The sequence below is a fragment of the Flavobacterium sp. T12S277 genome (genome assembly GCF_048514875.1).
Lineage (GTDB): Bacteria > Bacteroidota > Bacteroidia > Flavobacteriales > Flavobacteriaceae > Flavobacterium.
In genome coordinates this window covers 290,126-308,541 of sequence record NZ_JBLYEG010000002.1, presented here as the reverse complement: position 1 = coordinate 308,541, position 18,416 = coordinate 290,126, and the positions used below count along the sequence as shown (strand labels likewise).

The 18,416-nt window shown below is 37.2% G+C and carries 17 protein-coding genes; 4 read left to right on the top strand and 13 right to left on the bottom strand.

The features are described from left to right. Positions 1-124 precede the first annotated feature (124 nt). From ACN1CN_RS05570 to ACN1CN_RS05550, 5 genes are all read right to left on the bottom strand, one after another. Positions 125-247: a FeoB-associated Cys-rich membrane protein gene (locus ACN1CN_RS05570; protein ID WP_373321405.1), complete on the bottom strand. Its 123-nt coding sequence runs from the start codon at positions 245-247 to the stop codon at positions 125-127. A gap of 6 nt (positions 248-253) precedes the next feature. Next, complete coding sequence (gene feoB / locus ACN1CN_RS05565; RefSeq protein WP_419134935.1) at positions 254-2,353, bottom strand: ferrous iron transport protein B; 2,100 nt, start codon at positions 2,351-2,353, stop codon at positions 254-256. Continuing rightward, positions 2,353-2,592: a FeoA family protein gene (locus tag ACN1CN_RS05560; RefSeq protein ID WP_264525774.1), complete on the bottom strand. Its 240-nt coding sequence runs from the start codon at positions 2,590-2,592 to the stop codon at positions 2,353-2,355. Before ACN1CN_RS05560 ends, feoB begins: the two co-directional genes overlap by 1 nt. Before the next feature lie 103 nt (positions 2,593-2,695). Continuing rightward, entirely contained in the window at positions 2,696-3,361 is a 666-nt protein-coding gene (locus ACN1CN_RS05555; protein ID WP_419134934.1) for an SCO family protein, read from the bottom strand. A gap of 130 nt (positions 3,362-3,491) precedes the next feature. After that, a complete protein-coding gene (locus ACN1CN_RS05550; RefSeq protein WP_291286617.1) occupies positions 3,492-4,415 on the bottom strand; it encodes a DMT family transporter in 924 nt (307 codons plus the stop codon). Between the two features lie 200 nt (positions 4,416-4,615). On the opposite strand from ACN1CN_RS05550, the gene ACN1CN_RS05545 reads away from it, so the two are divergent. After that, on the top strand, positions 4,616-6,676 hold the full coding sequence (locus ACN1CN_RS05545) for a M13 family metallopeptidase (RefSeq protein WP_264525772.1): 2,061 nt from the start codon (positions 4,616-4,618) through the stop codon (positions 6,674-6,676). A 28-nt stretch (positions 6,677-6,704) separates the two neighbouring features. On the opposite strand, the gene ACN1CN_RS05540 is transcribed toward ACN1CN_RS05545, so the two are convergent. Then, positions 6,705-6,839 carry a hypothetical protein gene (locus tag ACN1CN_RS05540; RefSeq protein WP_419134933.1) on the bottom strand — a complete coding sequence of 45 codons (135 nt, stop codon included), beginning with the start codon at positions 6,837-6,839 and terminating at the stop codon, positions 6,705-6,707. Between the two features lie 55 nt (positions 6,840-6,894). Here ACN1CN_RS05540 and ACN1CN_RS05535 point away from each other — a divergent pair, with 55 nt between their 5' ends. After that, positions 6,895-8,955 (top strand): M13 family metallopeptidase, encoded by a 2,061-nt coding sequence (locus ACN1CN_RS05535; protein ID WP_419134932.1) that lies wholly within the window; start codon positions 6,895-6,897, stop codon positions 8,953-8,955. A 167-nt stretch (positions 8,956-9,122) separates the two neighbouring features. Here ACN1CN_RS05535 and ACN1CN_RS05530 read toward each other — a convergent pair whose 3' ends face one another. The 5 genes from ACN1CN_RS05530 to hemB all read right to left on the bottom strand — a co-directional run bounded on the left by ACN1CN_RS05530 (position 9,123) and on the right by hemB (position 13,457). Beyond that, a complete protein-coding gene (locus tag ACN1CN_RS05530; RefSeq protein WP_419134931.1) occupies positions 9,123-9,545 on the bottom strand; it encodes a hypothetical protein in 423 nt (140 codons plus the stop codon). Between the two features lie 4 nt (positions 9,546-9,549). Next, positions 9,550-11,244: a T6SS effector amidase Tae4 family protein gene (locus tag ACN1CN_RS05525; protein ID WP_419134930.1), complete on the bottom strand. Its 1,695-nt coding sequence runs from the start codon at positions 11,242-11,244 to the stop codon at positions 9,550-9,552. Positions 11,245-11,540: 296 nt separating this feature from the next. Continuing rightward, positions 11,541-11,987: a GyrI-like domain-containing protein gene (locus tag ACN1CN_RS05520; protein WP_419134929.1), complete on the bottom strand. Its 447-nt coding sequence runs from the start codon at positions 11,985-11,987 to the stop codon at positions 11,541-11,543. A 74-nt stretch (positions 11,988-12,061) separates the two neighbouring features. After that, entirely contained in the window at positions 12,062-12,463 is a 402-nt protein-coding gene (locus tag ACN1CN_RS05515) for a c-type cytochrome (protein ID WP_264525769.1), read from the bottom strand. Position 12,464: 1 nt separating this feature from the next. Continuing rightward, on the bottom strand, positions 12,465-13,457 hold the full coding sequence (gene hemB / locus ACN1CN_RS05510; RefSeq protein ID WP_264525768.1) for a porphobilinogen synthase: 993 nt from the start codon (positions 13,455-13,457) through the stop codon (positions 12,465-12,467). A 320-nt stretch (positions 13,458-13,777) separates the two neighbouring features. Between hemB and ACN1CN_RS05505 the strand changes: the two genes are divergently transcribed. Then, positions 13,778-14,410 carry a hypothetical protein gene (locus ACN1CN_RS05505; RefSeq protein WP_419134928.1) on the top strand — a complete coding sequence of 211 codons (633 nt, stop codon included), beginning with the start codon at positions 13,778-13,780 and terminating at the stop codon, positions 14,408-14,410. A 3-nt stretch (positions 14,411-14,413) separates the two neighbouring features. Beyond that, positions 14,414-16,228: a hypothetical protein gene (locus tag ACN1CN_RS05500; RefSeq protein WP_419134927.1), complete on the top strand. Its 1,815-nt coding sequence runs from the start codon at positions 14,414-14,416 to the stop codon at positions 16,226-16,228. A gap of 70 nt (positions 16,229-16,298) precedes the next feature. Here ACN1CN_RS05500 and ACN1CN_RS05495 read toward each other — a convergent pair whose 3' ends face one another. Continuing rightward, the gene (locus ACN1CN_RS05495) at positions 16,299-17,183 is read right to left on the bottom strand and encodes a fructose bisphosphate aldolase (protein ID WP_419135021.1); all 885 of its coding nucleotides are present in this window, start codon (positions 17,181-17,183) and stop codon (positions 16,299-16,301) included. Positions 17,184-17,463: 280 nt separating this feature from the next. Then, on the bottom strand, positions 17,464-18,405 hold the full coding sequence (locus ACN1CN_RS05490; protein WP_419134926.1) for a DUF4421 family protein: 942 nt from the start codon (positions 18,403-18,405) through the stop codon (positions 17,464-17,466). Positions 18,406-18,416: the final 11 nt, after the last annotated feature.

Sequence of the window (18,416 nt, the reverse complement as noted above, 5' to 3'; positions counted from 1 at the left end):
GAATGTCAGGCTGAGTGAAGTCGAAGCCCCCTTTTTTTATTGAGAGAGTTCCGTAGGAACAATTCATAAACAGAAAAATAAACTTAGTATCTCAGCACCTCAGTATCTTAGCACCTTTAAAAAACTACGAACACCCGCAATTCCCGTCACCGCAGTCTTTTTTCTTTTTAGATTTCCAAAAGAACTTTTTGATGAGGTAGCCAACGGCAATGAATAATATGATAAAAGCTATAATTTCCTGTATCATGATCGTTTATTTTAAAAGTTGATAGGCTATTAATGCAACAAAATAGGCAAGACCACTCATCAGGACCAGCTGCATAGCGGGCCATTTCCAGGAATTGGTTTCTTTTTTCGTAATAGCCAGTGTACTGGCACATTGCATCGCAAAAGCATAAAAAAGTAACAATGAGATACCGGAGGCAAAATTAAAGATCTTATGACCCGTTTCCGGATTGATCTCTTCCTGCATTTTACTTCTTATGGTTGATTCGTTATCCGTGTCTCCAACACTATATATGGTGGCTAATGTTCCTACGAAAACTTCACGTGCCGCAAAAGAACTAATTAGTGCAATTCCGATTTTCCAATCGTAACCTAAAGGCGAAATCACAGGTTCTATTGCTCTGCCCATCAAACCGATATAAGAATTCTCCAGTTTTTGAGAAGCAACCTCATTTTCAAATTGAGTTTCGTCTAAAGGAGTAGCTGCAAATTTTTCTTTTACAATAGTCTCGGCCTCATTAAAATCTTTCCCGGGACCATAAGAAGCTAAGAACCACAAAATCACAGATATGGCTAAGATAATTTTCCCGGCACCCACTACGAAAGCTTTTGTTTTTTCGACTACATTAATCGCAACGTTTTTGAATAATGGCAGTTTATAACTTGGCATTTCTACCACGAAATACGTCTTGGCGCTTATTTTTAGAATTTTGTTTAAGATATAAGAAGAAACAATTGCGGTTACAAAACCTAATAAATACAATAGCATTAGCGCTAATCCCTGCATGTTTAGTATACCAAACAAACGTTCATCCGGAATTACCAATGAAATAATAATCGTATAAACAGGTAATCTGGCCGAACAGGTTGTAAACGGAGTCACAAGAATGGTGATCAGTCGTTCTTTCCAGTTTTCAATATTACGGGTGGCCATAATTGCGGGAATAGCACAGGCCGTTCCTGAAATCAAAGGCACAACGCTTTTACCGGACAAACCAAACTTTCGCATGATTTTATCCATCAAAAAGACCACACGGCTCATATAACCGCTTTCCTCTAAAATCGAAATGAATAAAAATAAAAAGGCAATTTGTGGAATAAAAATGATCACACCACCAATTCCCGGTACAATTCCTTGTGAAAGTAAGTCGGTCAGAATTCCGCTTGGCAATTCTGCCGCCACCCAGCTGCTTAAAGAAGCAAAACTACTGTCTATGAAATCCATAGGTATCGTTGACCAGCTAAAAATAGATTGGAAGATCAAAAATAAAATGGCTAAGAAAATCACATAACCCCAAACCTTGTGCGTTAAAATGCGATCCAGTTTTGCCCTAATGTCTTTGGCCATCGTGGCGTCAACTTTTAAACCTTCTTTTAAAACATCGTTTATAAATTGATAACGTTTTATCGTTTCTTTTTGCTGTAAGCGTTTTAATTCGGAATGAGACTTGGTAAAAGTACTTCTGATTTCATTTCGATCCAGGTTCGAAAAATTCACATCCTGCGTGATCACCAGCCAAAGTTTGTACAACAATTGATTTGGGAAAGCATGCTGTAGTTTTTCAAAATACTCCTGGTCAATAACAGAAGCATTCAGGCATGGTTCGTGCGGAATCGTTTTGTATGAAACAATTAGTTCTTTTAACTCTTCGATTCCCAAACCTTTTCGGGAGCTTACTAAAGCAATTTTAGTTTTTAGTTTCTCCTCCAGATAAGGAATATCCAGCGTGATACCTTTACTTTCCATACGGTCTGACATGTTGATGACCAGAATCGTTGGAATTTCAAGATCTTTTATTTGAGTGTAAATCAGTAAATTACGTTTCAGATTTTCGACATCTGTAACCACTACCGCTACATCCGGGTATAATTTGTCGTTTTTGTTCAACAAAAGTTCAATTACCACACTTTCGTCCATCGAACTGGCGTTCAGACTGTACGTTCCCGGAAGATCCAGAATGTTGGCTTTGACATTGTTGGGTAATTTGCAGAACCCGATTTTTTTCTCAACAGTAATTCCGGGATAATTCCCAACCTGTTGATTTAATCCGGTAAGCTGATTGAAAACAGAAGTTTTTCCTGTATTAGGATTCCCGATAAGGGCAACGTTGATATTTTGAACACTCATTACAAATTGTTTTTGATCAGTTCAACTTCAATTTCACGAGCAGTTTCAACGCGAATGGCTACATGCGAGCCATTAATGTCTAAATAAAGGGGATCGCCAAAAGGAGCGATTTGTAACAATTCAACTAAGTTGCCCGGTAAACAACCCATTTCTAGTAGTTTTAAAGGAATAAGATCGATATCAAAATCTTTGATAATGGCTTTCTCGCCTTTTTTCAGAGTGTGGATAGTATTTTGCAAGCTTATTTAGATTGAATTTAGATTGCAAAAATAGGCAATTATTCTTTATTTCAAGGCATTTAACACTTTTGTAAATGCTAAATCTTTCTAAAAATAAGGGATTTTACTCCTGAGAAAGGAAATTGATGTCTTCTAAAAGACGTTTAATTTCTTCTTTATTTGTCCCGTCATAAAAACCGCGAACACGTCTTTTTTGATCCACCAAAACAAAATTTTCGGTATGTACCATATCGTACAGCTGATCGGGACGTCCGAGTTTCACCGCCAGGTATGATTTTCGGGCCATGGTGTAAATTTCTTTTTTATCGCCGGTAACCAGATTCCATTTGCTGTCTACCACACCGTGTTTGATCGCATACGCTTTTAAAACCGGAATACTATCAACCTCAGGAAACACCGTATGAGAAAGCAGCATTACTTTCGGATTGTTTAAAACCGCTTTTTGAACATCAACCAGATTGGTCGTCATCTTTGGGCAAATGGACCCGCAGGTCGTGAAGAAAAAGTCGGCCACATAAATCTTGCCTTCGTAATTCTTCTGAGTAATGGTATCACCGTTTTGATTCACAAATGAAAAATCGGCAATTGTATGGTATTTGCTTTTGTATTGCACCGTACTATCTACTAATTCCGGATTTACATCGGCAGGGTTGTAGATGGGCAGTGTTTTTTGTGGTTTTAAAGCCGAGTAAAATAAAGAGATGGTAACAGCCGAAAATACAATAAGTACAATAAAGAATTTACGGTATTTGTATAAAAAAGATTTCATAAAAACAATTTGGCGCAAAAATACGAAAAGCACTTTTCAAAACCCTAAAGAAGCTTCGTTTTTAACAGCTTATAGGGAGTTAAAAGACTCTGAGTGCAGTTTATGAATTTTTACCGAATAAAGGGAATCGTTATTTTTTAGTTTTCCGAATGGTTTTGTTTACCAAATACAAACCGGTTAAGGTTACAATTGTACCAATGGCGATGGCCTGTGTAAGCGTTTCTCCGAAAATGAAAGACCCTAAAATCATGGCAACAATTGGATTGATGTAGACATAGATACTGCTGATTTCGGTTGGAAGATGCTGTAACGAATAGATAAACGCTATGAAAGTTAAAACAGAACCAATAAGAACCAGATAGACAATAGACCACAAAGAAGGCAAAGGGATTTCGCTTAGCGGAATGTTCATTCCTGCTGCTTCGGTGATTCCGAAAAGAAACACACTCGAAATCAGCATTTGCAATCCCAAACTGAAATAGGGATTAAAACTGGATGCCTGTTTCTTTGTTTCGAGTATACCAAAGGCCCAAGTTATCGTAGAAGCAGTCATCAGGATGATTCCGAATTGAAAATCAGGTCTGAAAAAATCAGAAAGATAATCAACGAAAATAATACAAACCCCACCAAAACTGATCAGAATTCCGATCAAAGCCATTTTTGCAACTTTCTGACCATTAAAAAAATTGATGATAATGATCCATATCGGAAATAAAGCACTGATGATGGCTCCGAGTCCGCTGCTCATGTATTTGACACCCCAGGTGCTCAAGCCATTGCTGCATACAAAATTTAAAAACGCCAAAATGATAATCGTGCGCCATTGTTTGCCTTTTGGCCAGGGTTGTTTTTTAAACAGAAAATAGCCTACATATAAAATTCCGCCCAGTAATTGACGGATGGTGGCCAACTGCAAAGCGGGCATATGTTTTACGCCTTCTTTGGACGCAAGCCAGGTGGTTCCCCAAAAAAAACTTACCCAGCATAAAGCTAAAATCGGTAATCCGATAGCTTCGATTTTTCCTGAAACGGCATTCTGAATTTTTGCTCTCACTTTTATTTCGATTCGTTGTAACAAATATTCGAAAAAGTATTCTAATATAAAGATAAAAACCAGGGATAAATACATGAAAATATTTGATAGTATGCATTAAAATGTTGTGATCCTTGAATTTTTGCGATTTGTTCAAAAATTTTAACATAGCATTCAAAATATTAGAAATACGTTTGTGTAACCACCAAAACTTAAATATAATGAAAAGACAACTTAGCAGACCTTTGTTCTGCGCTTTTCTTACAGCCGTTTCCTTTACAGCTGTAAATGCTCAGAATGCAACTTCAAAAGAGCCGGGTATTAATGTTTCGTACATGAATACCAAAATTAGTCCGAGTCAGGATTTTTTTCAATACGTAAATGGAACATGGCTTAGTAAGACTGAAATTCCAAGTGATCGCACCACCTGGGGAAGTTTTAATGAATTGATCAAGAAGACAGATAAAGACGCGATGTCTATTCTGAAAGAAGCTTCTAAAAATCCAAAGTACAAATCAGATACCGATCAGGGTAAAGCAGTAAACTTGTTTTCAACGATTTTAGATACCGTTGGAAGAAACAAAGCAGGTATAAAACCATTGCAGCCTTACTTAAAAAAGATTGATGCGATCAAAAACATCAATGATCTTCAAAAGTATTTAACTGAAATTGCACAGGAAGGCAATATTGTTTTTTTTGGAACTTATATCGGAGCGGATGAAAAAAACAGCTCTAAAAATTCGGTAACACTTGTTCCAAGCGGTTTAGGATTACCGGATCAGGATTATTACATCTCTGAGGATAAAGATTCAAAAGAAAAACGTGCAAAATACCAGCTGCATTTGGCGAGAATGTTGCAGTTTATTGGCGAATCTCCGGAGAAAGCAAAACAAAGCGCCGCTGCAATTTTAGCCTTAGAAACAGAATTGTCAAGACCAAGATTCAATCGTGTGGAGAGCAGAGACAGCCGTTTGCAGTACAACCCTATGACAGTTGCTGAACTTCAAAAGTTAACTCCAGCTATTAAATGGGAGGCCTATCTTACCAGTATTGGGTTGTCAAAGTTAGACACCATTGTGGTGATGCAACCTAAATACATGAAAGCTTTGCAGACTGTTTTTACTCAAAATAAAGTAGAGCAGTGGAAAGAATATCTGAAATGGGACTTGTTAAACTCCTTTACTTCGCAATTGTCAACCGATATCGAAGCGGCTAATTTTGATTTTTACAGCAAAACTTTAAGAGGAGCTGTGAAACAATTGCCACGTGAAGAAAAAGCGTTGCAGGTCGTAAACTCCAGTATTGGTGAAGCACTTGGTAAATTGTATGTAGAGAAAGTGTTTCCTGCTGAAGCAAAATCAAAAGCAGTTGACATGATTCACAACGTAATTCTGGCGTACCAAAACCGTATCAATAATTTAACCTGGATGTCTGCGGCTACTAAGGTAAAAGCTATTGAAAAGTTAAATAAAATCACGGTAAAAGTGGGTTATCCGGACAAATGGAAAGATTATTCAGCGCTTGAAATTAAAAGTGTTGCCGAGGGAGGAAGTTACATCCAAAACACAATTAATATCTCGAAATGGAATTTCAAAAAAGGAATCGAGAAGTTAAACAAACCGGTTGATAAAACGGAGTGGGGAATGTCGCCACAAACTGTAAATGCTTATTACAACCCATCGTACAACGAAATTGTATTCCCGGCAGCTATTTTGCAGCCTCCATTTTACAACTATCAGGCCGATGAAGCGGTAAATTATGGTGGAATCGGAGCGGTAATTGGTCACGAAATCTCACACGGTTTTGATGATTCGGGAGCACGATACAATGCTGAAGGAAATTTAGTAGACTGGTGGACACCGGAAGATTTAAAACAATTTACAGCTCTTGGAGGAGCTCTTGCTGCACAATACAGCGCTTTAGAGCCTTTACCGGGAATTCATGTTGACGGTAATTTTACTTTGGGAGAAAACATTGGTGACTTAGGAGGTATCAATGCAGCTTATGATGGTTTGCAATTGTACTTGAAAGCACATGGAAATCCGGGTTTAATTGACGGATTTACTCCGGAACAACGTTTCTTTATTTCATGGGCAACCGTTTGGAGAACGAAAAGTAGAGACGAAGCGATCAAAAATCAGGTAAAAACCGATCCGCATTCACCAGGAATGTACAGAGCGGTTGTTCCGGTTCAGAACGTAGATGCTTTTTATGATGCTTTTGGAATCAAAAAAGGAGATAAAATGTATATCGATACAGATAAAAGAGTTAAAATCTGGTAACAGATACTACCCTAAAAACGGCGCTGATTTAGCGCCGTTTTTCATTGCTATCACATCCTTCGTCTACAAGCTGAACCCCTGATTTTATAAGTACTTTTGGACTAAAAAACAGGATATCGCCCGATTGTATTTCAGCAGTCAATTTATGTGATAAATTTAACATGACGTTTGGAATAATTACAATATGTTTGTGTATATACTAAAAACTACAGAGAAAAATGATTAAACAATTACGAAAACCAATGTTTTGTGTTGTTTCTGCAATGGTTACCATTACTGCAGTAAACGCTCAAAGTACAAAACCAAAAGAACCGGGTATCAATCTTTCTAATATGGACACCAAAACAAGTCCAAAACAAGATTTTTTCCGTTATGTAAACGGAACCTGGTTAGATAAAACTGAAATTCCAAGTGATAGAAATTCATGGGGAAGTTTTAATGAACTACGTCAAAAGACAGATAACGATGCACTTGCCATCTTAAAAGAAGCTTCAAAAGATCCTAAGTACAAATCAAATACCGATCAGGGGAAAGCGATTGCTTTGTTTAATACTATTTTAGATACTGTTGGACGCAATAAAAGAGGGGTTACACCACTTCAGCCTACTTTAAAGAAGATCGATGCTATTAAAAATGTAACCGATCTGCAAAATTTCTTTATTGAAATGCAGCCACAGGGTGGTGTTGGTTTCTTTGGTGTTTTTGTGGGCCCGGATGCTAAAAACAGTAATAAAAACACCGTTAACTTAGGCCCTGGAGGTTTAGGACTTTCGGATAAAGATTACTACAATGCCGATGACAAAGATTCAAAAGAAAAACGTGAAAAATATGAAGTACACGTTGCAAGAATGCTACAGTATATTGGTGAATCTCCTGCAAAAGCAAAAGAAAGCGCCAAACAAATTCTGGCTTTAGAAATTGAATTGTCTGCACCAAGATTAGACCGTGTGGAGCGCAGAGACCGTAGAAAACAATACAATCCAACTGCGATTGCCGATTTAAAAAAGAATACACCTTCTATTCAATGGGAGAAATATTTCATCGGAATTGGAATGGCAAAGTTAGATAGCGTAAATGTAGCGCAGCCGCGTTATATGATTGCTTTGGAAAAAACACTTTCTGAAAAGAAAGTAGAAGCCTGGAAAGAATACCTAAAATGGTCGATACTGAACAGAACAGCCTCTACTTTGAGCACAGATATCGAAAATGCTAATTTCGATTTCTACGGAAAAACATTAACAGGAGCTTTAAAACAACGTCCGCGTGAAGAAATGGCCTTACAGGTAATTAACACTGCGACGGGTGAAGCTTTAGGAAAATTGTATGTTGAGAAGTTATTCCCTGCTGAAGCAAAAGACAAAGCAAAGAAAATGATTGCCAACGTAATGCTGGCTTACGAAAACAGAATCAATGCGTTGCCTTGGATGTCACAACAAACAAAAGCAAAAGCAATTGAGAAATTGAAAAAATTGACCATTAAAATCGGATATCCTGATAAATGGAAAGACTATTCTGCTTTAGAACTTAAAAATGTTGGAGAAGGCGGGACTTATTTTGATAATATGAGAAGTATAGCAAAATGGGCTTATGCTGAAAATCTGGCGAAATTAGGAAAACCGGTTGATAAAACAGAGTGGGGAATGTCTCCGCAAACGGTAAATGCCTATTTCAATCCATCTTACAACGAGATTGTTTTCCCGGCAGCGATCCTACAACCACCTTTCTACAATTACCAGGCTGATGAAGCGGTAAATTATGGTGGAATCGGAGCGGTAATCGGACATGAAATCTCTCACGGATTTGATGACTCAGGTGCACGTTACAATGCAGACGGAAACTTGGTAGACTGGTGGACAGCTGATGATTTAAAACAATTTACAGCTCTTGGAGGAGCTCTTGCTGCACAATACAGCGCTTTAGAGCCTCTGCCTGGAATTCACGTAGATGGTAAATTTACTTTAGGTGAAAACATTGGAGATTTAGGTGGAATAAATGCCGCTTATGATGGATTACAATTGTATTTGAAAGCAAATGGAAACCCTGGATTAATTGACGGATTTACACCAGAGCAACGTTTCTTTATTTCCTGGGCTACGGTTTGGAGAACAAAATCAAGAGATGAGGCGATAAAAAGCCAGGTTAAAACAGACCCGCATTCTCCTGGAATGTATAGAGCTGTTGTGCCAATTCAAAATGTTGATGCTTTTTACCAGGCTTTCGATATTAAAAAAGGAGACAAGATGTATATTGATCCGGATAAAAGAGTTAAAATCTGGTAATCATACAACCATAAAAAACGGGCTGTTTCATAAGTGAGACAGCCCGTTTTATTTTTATACCTCATTATTCCTTAGAACCTGCATTAAGTAAGGTTTCCCGACTCCGTGCAATTTATCAATGATCATTTTTACATTTAGAATTGGATTACTATTTTTTACATTCTGATTTAGTTCTTAAGAGTATTTTTTTCGGATTTTAGATAGTTTTTATATGCTTTATTCGCAATAGAGTCTAACTCTTTACTAATATAATAATGTAGACAATTAGACATATAATAGTTGTTTCCTTCTTTACAATTTTCACATAAAATGGGCTTAGGAATATTAGTGCTTAAATTCATACCTAAATGTCTGGTTTTTTCTAAGTCTTGTAAACTTAAACCATCATAAGGATTTAGAGCATCTTTCCTTTCTATCAGTTTGAAAATAGAATCATTCTTGTAACTTTCTTTTAAGCACGAAAAAAATACATTGTCCTTATAAGCATCAATCCAAGGATTATTACTTTCATTATAATCAAATTTTGGAAAAGTATTCTTGCTACAAGAACAGAAGCAAAACAAAATTAGAAGCTTTATCAAATTTTTCATATAATTAATTTAAAATCCATATATCTAATCTATGTATAGGTGCATCATAGAAGTGGCACGCATTTCCACATGTTGCATTATCATTTAATAAATCGGCGTGACCAGTAGCCCATCTAAAATTACTTGAATAAATCGAATAAATCCCTTTTTTGCCATTTAAAAGTGTAGGTAGATTTACGCCATGCACTCCTGCTTGAGATTGCGTATATTGAAAATGATTTTCATTAAATGGAGTTTGAGGTGACGTATTAGATGCAGGATTAGTCCCAAATGTTTGTCGCATCCATAAGTTTATTTGGTAAGCCGCTTTAAAATAATACTTGTTATCAGCACCTCTAAAAGTTTGTCCAGAAATATTTGGAATGGTGACTCCTGAATAATTTAAAGCTTTTGATAGTCTAACTGCACATGTATTTGTTGTTGGCCCTGTATATAGTTTGGTTACATCCCCTCCAATTGAATTGTACATTTTTTCAGGTGTGTCATACAAAGGATCAGAATTTCTTGGGAATGCTGAATTGAATTGTGCCCAAGTAGGTAAATTTTGTTTTGGAAAGTTTAAATTAGGATCGTCCCAATATGCAGCATCGTAATCTCCATCTTGCCCTTCAGAAGTTCCCATAAACCAATTTTTAAATTGAGTTATTGTTACATTAGGATTCTGCATAAGATAATTTATAGCCCAAGTACAAAAACTTTTAGATTCATCAGAGAAGTTATTTGACGTTAAATAGCTACCCAGAGTGTTCATGGTGTCGGGACGATCTCTTAAAAAAATGATTTGATTTTTAGATAGATTTAACTGAGTACCTAAAGTTTTAATCAACGGCATTGTATTTACAGGTACATATCCACTTGGAGGCGTTACTTCAGGACAAGGTCCGGCACTTTTTGAAGTATGAGGATGTGGCGGACGTACATCACCGGCATAATACCAATATTGTCCGTTGCTGCCATAACAGCTCGAATGATCATGGCCAGAACTGCCATTACCACCTCCTTTATAACCACCGCTGCTTGCAGGAGAATTGTAACCAGGAACACTCGTGTTGAATCCTCCTGATGCTGGGGTTCCTCCACCACCGCTTCCACCAACGTTTACGTCTCCTACTCCGGAATTGCTTTGTGGATCTGAGGGAGAAGGAATAAAAATTTTAGGACACGGATCATCTCCGGCTGCAGACTTTGAGGTGAATTTTCCGGTATTGTTATATGCAACCTGGCTTATTTCGGTTGTGCCAACAAAATATTTAAAATCGAAACTGTGCGCTTTAAAATTTTCAAAATCTCCGGGGTTACACGTGTATTTGAAGATGTATTTATTAGTCACTCCTTTTGGCAATACATTTATAACCAGATTGTAATACACATTTTCGGGAGTATCGGGATAAAAGAAGCTAATACTGTAGTTGGTAATGTTTTTATCATCAGTCATACTAACGATATCATACATCATAAATATCGGATCGTTTATACTTTCAACATTACTGAATTTTGAGCTTTTTTTCGCATCATCAGTATTGATATACTCCTGAATGTCAGCCGGAAGTTCGTTGGCATTTAGGAATTTTTTTTCAAAAGGAACTGTGGCCTCTGTTTTTGTTTCCTGATTTTCATTGGAGTCTTTTTCACAGCTTATCACAGCAAAAAAGGCAGCAACCATAATACAGGAAAATACTTTTTTGAAATGGCTTTTCATGATATTGGTCTTTTGGCGGTTAGTAAATTGATGTAAAATTGAAAGTTTATTTTTACATTTAGTGTAAATATATAAAAATAAACCTACAATTTTAAAAAAAAAACCAAATGATTTTGCTTCGCTTCTATTTGGAGATCAAATTTAGAAGCCGCTTTTTTTCTGTGACAACTAAGGGTTAAAGATTTTAGGTTTCAAAACATACCTTAATGTATGAAGTTTAACCATTTTATGTGCTGTAACACAGTAGGAAGGTTTGCAAAAAAAAGGCTGTCCCAAAAGGACAGCCTTTTTGCATTTTATGAAATCGCAATAAATATTTCTACTGCTGCAGCTTCGGGGTTTTGAGCTTTGGCTCCATAAACTTCATAGTCGGCTGTAAAGCTTCTGTTGAGTCCGGAGTTCCAAATTTCCAGCCATTTGTTAAAAACAATTCCATCGTTTAGATTTCCGCTGGCGATGAATTTTTCATACACGGCAGACTCTATTGTTTTTCCTGTCATTCCATCCGGAATCGTATCGAGGTTTTCAACGCGACACCCCAGTATAGTAGTATACGGCCTGGTATGATCTTTTTCGTAGTCTGTATACACACAAAAAATGTCTTCCGAAACCTTATTCGGGATTTTACTCGCAATTCCTTCAGAGATAAATTGGTTCCAAAGTGCCGGAATATCTGTTCCGGATTGACCATTTTCGTTCGTAGTTCTTACCGAAATACCGATTACATTGAATTTCTGTACCATTTTAAATGTTTTTGGTTGAGGTGTAAATGTAAAATGTGGCAGTGACAACAGTATGTCAGCAGTGAACCGGAATTTTACTTTAAATGACTGTAAATATAAGTTTCAATAGCTTTTAATTCCTCATCCGACATGGCCTGAGTTACCGGAAAATTGGTTTTCATAACGGCAAACTGGCTCGGGTCAACAATAGGTTCGGCATTTCCTTTTAAGAAAGTAATAATGTCCCCATTTTTGTCTTTGTAGATTTTGGCTATTTCCTGAATACTAGGACCAATTACTTTTTTGTCCGGTTGATGACAGGAGAAACAATTTCCCTGTCCTTCAAAAATTTGTTTTCCAAACTCTACCGGAGTTTTAGCTTTTGCAGTTTCTCCTTCTGAATAGGCTTCCGTTGTATTTTCAACAGGAGCTTCAACAGTTTCTTTTTTACAGGATGCGAACGCGAGAACGGCTGATAAGAATAGTATTTTTTTCATGTTATTTGTTGAGTAAGATTGCTGCTTCTTTGGCAAAGTAAGTCGAGATAATACTGGCGCCTGCGCGCTTAATGCAATACAGTTGCTCTAACATAATTTTATCGTGATCGAGCCACCCTCTTTCTGCTGCGGCCTTTACCATAGCGTACTCACCAGATACTTGGTAAACCGCAACCGGCACATGAACGGCATTTTTTACTTCACGAACAATGTCCAAATAAGCAATTCCCGGTTTTACCATAACGATGTCAGCACCCTCTTCAACATCTAATAAAGCTTCGCGAATTCCTTCAATTCGGTTGGCATAATCCATCTGGTATGTTTTTTTGTCTTTCGGGATATTTTGAGAATCTACAGGAGCAGAATCTAAAGCATCACGAAACGGGCCGTAAAATGCCGAAGCATATTTGGCACTGTAACTCATGATTCCTACATTGTGATGTCCGTTTTCTTCCAAAGCTTTTCTGATCGATAAAACACGTCCGTCCATCATATCACTTGGCGCAACAAAATCGGCTCCGGCTTCCGCATGGCTTAAACTCATTCGTGTTAAGGCATCAACGGTAGGATCGTTAAGAAGTTGTCCGTTTTCGATAATTCCGTCATGACCATAAATTGAGTAAGGATCAAGCGCGACATCAGGCATTACGATCATTTCGGGAACGGCATCTTTAATGGCACGGATGGTTTGTTGCATCAAACCGTCTTTGTTCCAGGCTTCAACACCTTTGTTATCTTTTAGATGATCACTGATTTTTACATAGATGTTCACCGCTTTGATTCCTAAATCCCAGGCTTCTTTTACTTCTTTGATGGTATTGTCTAAGGAATGACGGTAGATTCCCGGCATTGAAGGAATAGCAACTTTTACATCTTTTCCTTCTGTAACAAACATCGGAAGCATAAAATCCTGTGGACTTAAACTGGTTTCACGAACTAAAGAACGAATGGATTCATTGGTTCTCAAACGGCGGTTTCTTTGTAATGGGAACATAAAAATTTAGATTTTAGATTTTAGATTTTAGATTGCAGCCGATTTCTTCGAAATCTGATGGAGAATCTTAATTTCTAAAGCGTATTGTTTTTATTTTTTTGAAGAATGTGTTACTTTTTAATAAGTGGCACAAAGTTAAAGAAAAAGGAACAGAATAAGGCGTTTAGCGTGCTGTAGAATCCGTTAATATTATCTAAAAATTTGCAGAATCTTGTCGTTTTGTCCTCGTTTCTGAAGTTTAAAAAATATTTGGAAGCTGTGCCTTTAGAATTAACCCGCAGCCTCTGGTTTTTTTGGATATTTACCTATAAATTTGTCTGATGAAGAAATTTCTCGCATTATGCTGTTGCTTGCTGCTGACAAGCTGTTTTGAAATAACAGAAAGAATCAAACACCATGGCGACCAAAGCGGTGAATATACGCTGATGGTTGACTTTTCCAAATCTTGGTTTAAGACAAAATCGGCCATGTGGATGGAAGAGGTGGATGGTGTGAAAATTCCAAACGAACAGGAAATCACCAAAAAGCTGGAAGACTTTAAAACCAAAGCCCTAAAGCTGGAAGGTATTACGAATGTAACGACCAAAACCGATTTTGATCAGTATGTATTTATTATCAAACTCAATTATGCCAATTTAAAGGCGCTCAATGCAGCTGTCAATACCATCAACAACCAAAGCAATCAGATTCATTTTAGCAGCAATGCCAAAAGTTTTGAAAGAATAGCCTCTTATCCCGTTCCCGAAAAAATTGTAAAAGACCCGAAGAAAAAGGAGGATCTGGAAGCGGCGAGTATTATTGCGATTTACACTTTTGATAAAGACATTCAGGCTGTGGCGAATCCGAACAGTAAAATTTCGCAGAACAAAAAGACCGTTTTTCTCAAACAAAGTATGTACAGCGTACTTAAAAAATCGGCATTAATGAACAATACAATCCAATTAACCCCTTGATTTATGAAGCAGTTTTATTTTTTATTTCTATTATTTGCCACGCATTTGACTTTTGGCCAGGTCAATTCAAAACCCTACGATTATTTTGTACAGTTTAACGGAGATCAGCTGTCCAAAAAAGTAAGCATTGATCAGGTATTAAATCATCCGCTGATTCGTAGATACAAAGAAGGCAAAGCCAATCTGGACCTGAGTAAGTATACCGCTCTTTTTAAATTGGATCAGAAAATAACCGTTCACGGAAACTTCACCGATAGTATTCCGTATTATCAGGTGACCATGCCCATTAAAAGCAAAGAAGCGGTGCGACAGTTTTTAATTGAGGAGCATACCAGAAATAAAAACACAGATTCGGTTGAGGTTCCCGCTATTCAGGATTACGGAAAATATGCAGTTTTTACCCCAAAAAATAAAAAGACTTCATTCGTATGGAACGATAATTATTTGGTATTGGTAGAGTTGACTAAAAAGTACAAACCAAAATCATATGACTGGGAAAGCACAGCACAGGATTCTATCGCAATAGACGAACCTTATCAGGAAACTTCAACTGAAACGGTAGAAGAACCTGCGCAATCGGCTGTAGAGGCTGCGGCTAGTGCTGCAAAAGAAACAGAAGAAGCTATGGCGGTGTCTAATGTAGCATATGAAAAAGCGGAGGCCGATTTCAATCTTTTACAAGCCGAGCAACAAAGTCTTTTTATCAAATCATTGTTCGAAAACGGATTCACGGCTCCTGTTTCAGAGAAGGTAAACGTCGCGGCAGATATCTCTTCCTGGCTGAATTACAGCTCAGCGATGACCAGTTTAAATTCGGCGTACAGCGCTTTGTCTAAGTTTACCAGCTATAATAAGTTTTTACCGATGCAAAATAATGCGGCCAATATGGTAAAAGGGATTAATCTGGATTTTTATTTTGACAATGACAATGCCCGCATTGAGGAAGTTGTGGAGTATACAGAAGCAATGGCAGCAATTGCCGGAAAGATGACCGACCGAAAAATCAACAAAAACATTTTCAATTATTTTCCGGATGAAAAGCCATTAGGCTATATGTCTTATCATATCAATACTAAAGCGGCTCTTGAAAACTTTCCAAATTTAATGGCAGATTTATTCCAGAATCAGTACCTGGTAAAGGAAGATTTAACGGTTGTTACGGACTTAATTTCGACTATCGTGGATGAAGAGGCTACTGCAACGCTTTTTGATGGTGATTTAAGCCTGTTTTTATACCATGTAAATGAAGTTGAGGTGACAAAGAAATCGTATGGCTACGACGAAAATTATGAGGAAAAGATAACGGAGGAGAAAGTGAAGAAGAATATTCCGTTATTTTCAATAGTGTTTACATCGACTCATCCAACTTTTGGGGATAAGTTAATTCAGTTGGGGCTTCGTAAAAAGTTTCTGGAGCAGCATGGAGATTTTTATCAAATTCTGGGAACGGAAGAGTATGGTACTGTTTTTATCAAAAAAGACAAAGATGTGGTATTAATCGCCAATACACTGGATTATTTTGATGCCGGAAAAGGACTTTTTGTTAAGGAGGCCAAAAAAGAGTTAAAGAAAAATTACATTTCCGGAAAACTAAATTTCGCCAGAGCATCATTTGCTTATGACAATTCCGGTAAAGCACAGGAAAAAGAATCATCAAAAATGAAGCGTTTAGCAGAGCAGTTTAATGAGGTCACATTTCAGTCTCCTAAAAAATTGATCAATAATAAATTGACATTCGAGCTGAAATTAAACGCATTAAAGTCAGATAAAAATATCATTTTACAAACGCTGGATTTAGCCGACGAATTGAGTAAATAAGCTAAAAGCACTTTTTAAAACCAAAGTTCCCGAAAGATCTTTCGGGGACTTTTTTTATAGTATAATTTGATCAGATCGATGCGGCATAGATGCCTTGAATTGATTTTTCGAGTTTCGAATTAAAATCTTGATCAGACTGACCAAATGTTAATCCTTCCGACAAGGCCCGGGAGAAGCTCGCGATCAATCCGTGATTTTGTGCCAGTTTTTGATTGGCTTCTTCCTGTGCATAACCACCGGACAGCGCCACCACCCGCACAACATGTGGATCGGACATTAATTCTTTGTAAAAATCATTTACGGTTGGAATAGACAGTTTTAGCATCACTTTTACTTCTTTATCCAATGCGTTGAGTTGTCTGATGATTTGTGCTTTAAGAATTTGCTCTGATTTTTCTTTATCAGGACTGTAAATGTCTACTTCGGGTTCAATAATAGGCACGAGTCCTTTTTTAAATATCTGAAGGCCTACTGCAAATTGTTGCTCGACTACTTCGCGAATTCCGTTGGCATTAGCTTCTTTGATCACAGAGCGCATCTTGGTTCCAAAAACATTTCGTTCTACCGCACGTGTTAACAATTCGTCTAAATTAGAAATGGGTTTCATCAGCTGTACTCCGTTGGCAAGATCGGCCAGGCCTTTGTCTACTTTTAAAAAGGGAACGATGTTTTTCTTTTCCCACAAATAATCAGAAGTATAAAGCTCATCGATTTTGCGGTCCATCGTATTTTCAAATAAAATAGCGCCCAGAATATACTCACTGTTAAACGCGGGACTTTTAATAATGCGGGTTCTCATCTCATGCACAAGAGTGTACATTTCTTCCTCAGTCGAGTAACTGTTTTCCCCGACACCATATTGTGCTAAGGCTTTTGGTGTACTTCCGCCACTTTGATCTAAAGCGGCGATAAATCCTTTTCCGGTCTGCATGCGATTCAATTGTGTGGTATTCAAAGCCTCTCTGTTTTCCATAATAATGATTTTAGTATAAATTATTGATGTTGAATCCGTTGGATGCAATTCATTTTAATATACAGTAATATAGATTTGTTTTTTGTTAATGCCGCCCAACGGACAATGTCATAAAGTTAAAGAAAAACAGTTAAACTGATGGCTGATTTTTGAGTAACTATTTTTGATTTCAGAGGTGTAAAACCTGTCAAATTAATGATGGTACGCAACGGCTACTGTTGCCTATTTTGATGTCGTTTTTTTCGCACCATTCGGGAACGTACTAAAGCCCGGTTTTCTGATTGATTTTTTCGTAGATCTCTTTTACTTTCTTTGGAGGATCAAAGCGGTAGCCAAGACTTAGCTTTAAAGTTGAAATGTTATCGTTTAGTAAGGCTTCGGTATTACTGCTCTGAACGAAATTAACTGTGTTTACATTGACAAAACCAAAAAAGCGATCTCTATTATAGGCAAGCTTTAAATTAAAGTCTAATTGGAGCAAAGTAGAAGTTACTTTATCAATATTGTTAATTCCTGCTCCAAGTGCAGCTCCTGCTCCAATTAAAACGTGATCACTTATCACAAGATTGTAAAAGTAGGAGGGCGCTAGCGAAAAAACGTAGATTTCGCCATCTGAAGAGTCTGGGCTATTGTTCAGATTGATATTGGTGTAATAAAATGAAAAGGTCGGAATGAAACTTCCTGAGCTTTTGGTCTGCCATTCGTTTTGGTTGACCAATGTTTTATAGGAGAAATTATCATTAAAAACATAGGATGTTGTTCCTCCAATTTTTGTGGTACGCATACGAGGATATGCGGTCTGAAAGTCTTTGTCACCAATATAAAACCCTCTTTGATTGATAAAGGTGAAGGATTGCATCCACTTTTTTAAGTAAAATCGGGTGTTGAAGCTGAACAATTTAGAGTCTGAATTGTCTTTGTTTACCGTGAAAAATTTCGGTGCAAAGCCAAAACTGATGTCTACAAATTTGTAACTTAAACTCACCCCCAGTTGTTCTCGTCGATTGGGACTTAGTTCAAAAGTTCTTTTCTCTCCCTCAGATTCAGAACCAATCTGAAAATTATTTGAAGTATCTAAATAGTAAAAACCAGCAGTGATTTTATCATCATAAGATTTAAAATAGGGATTACGCAGGGAGTCATTTTGAGCAAAACATCCAAAAAGACTTCCGAAGAACACGATATAAATCAGTTTTAGATTCATTTATTAAATAA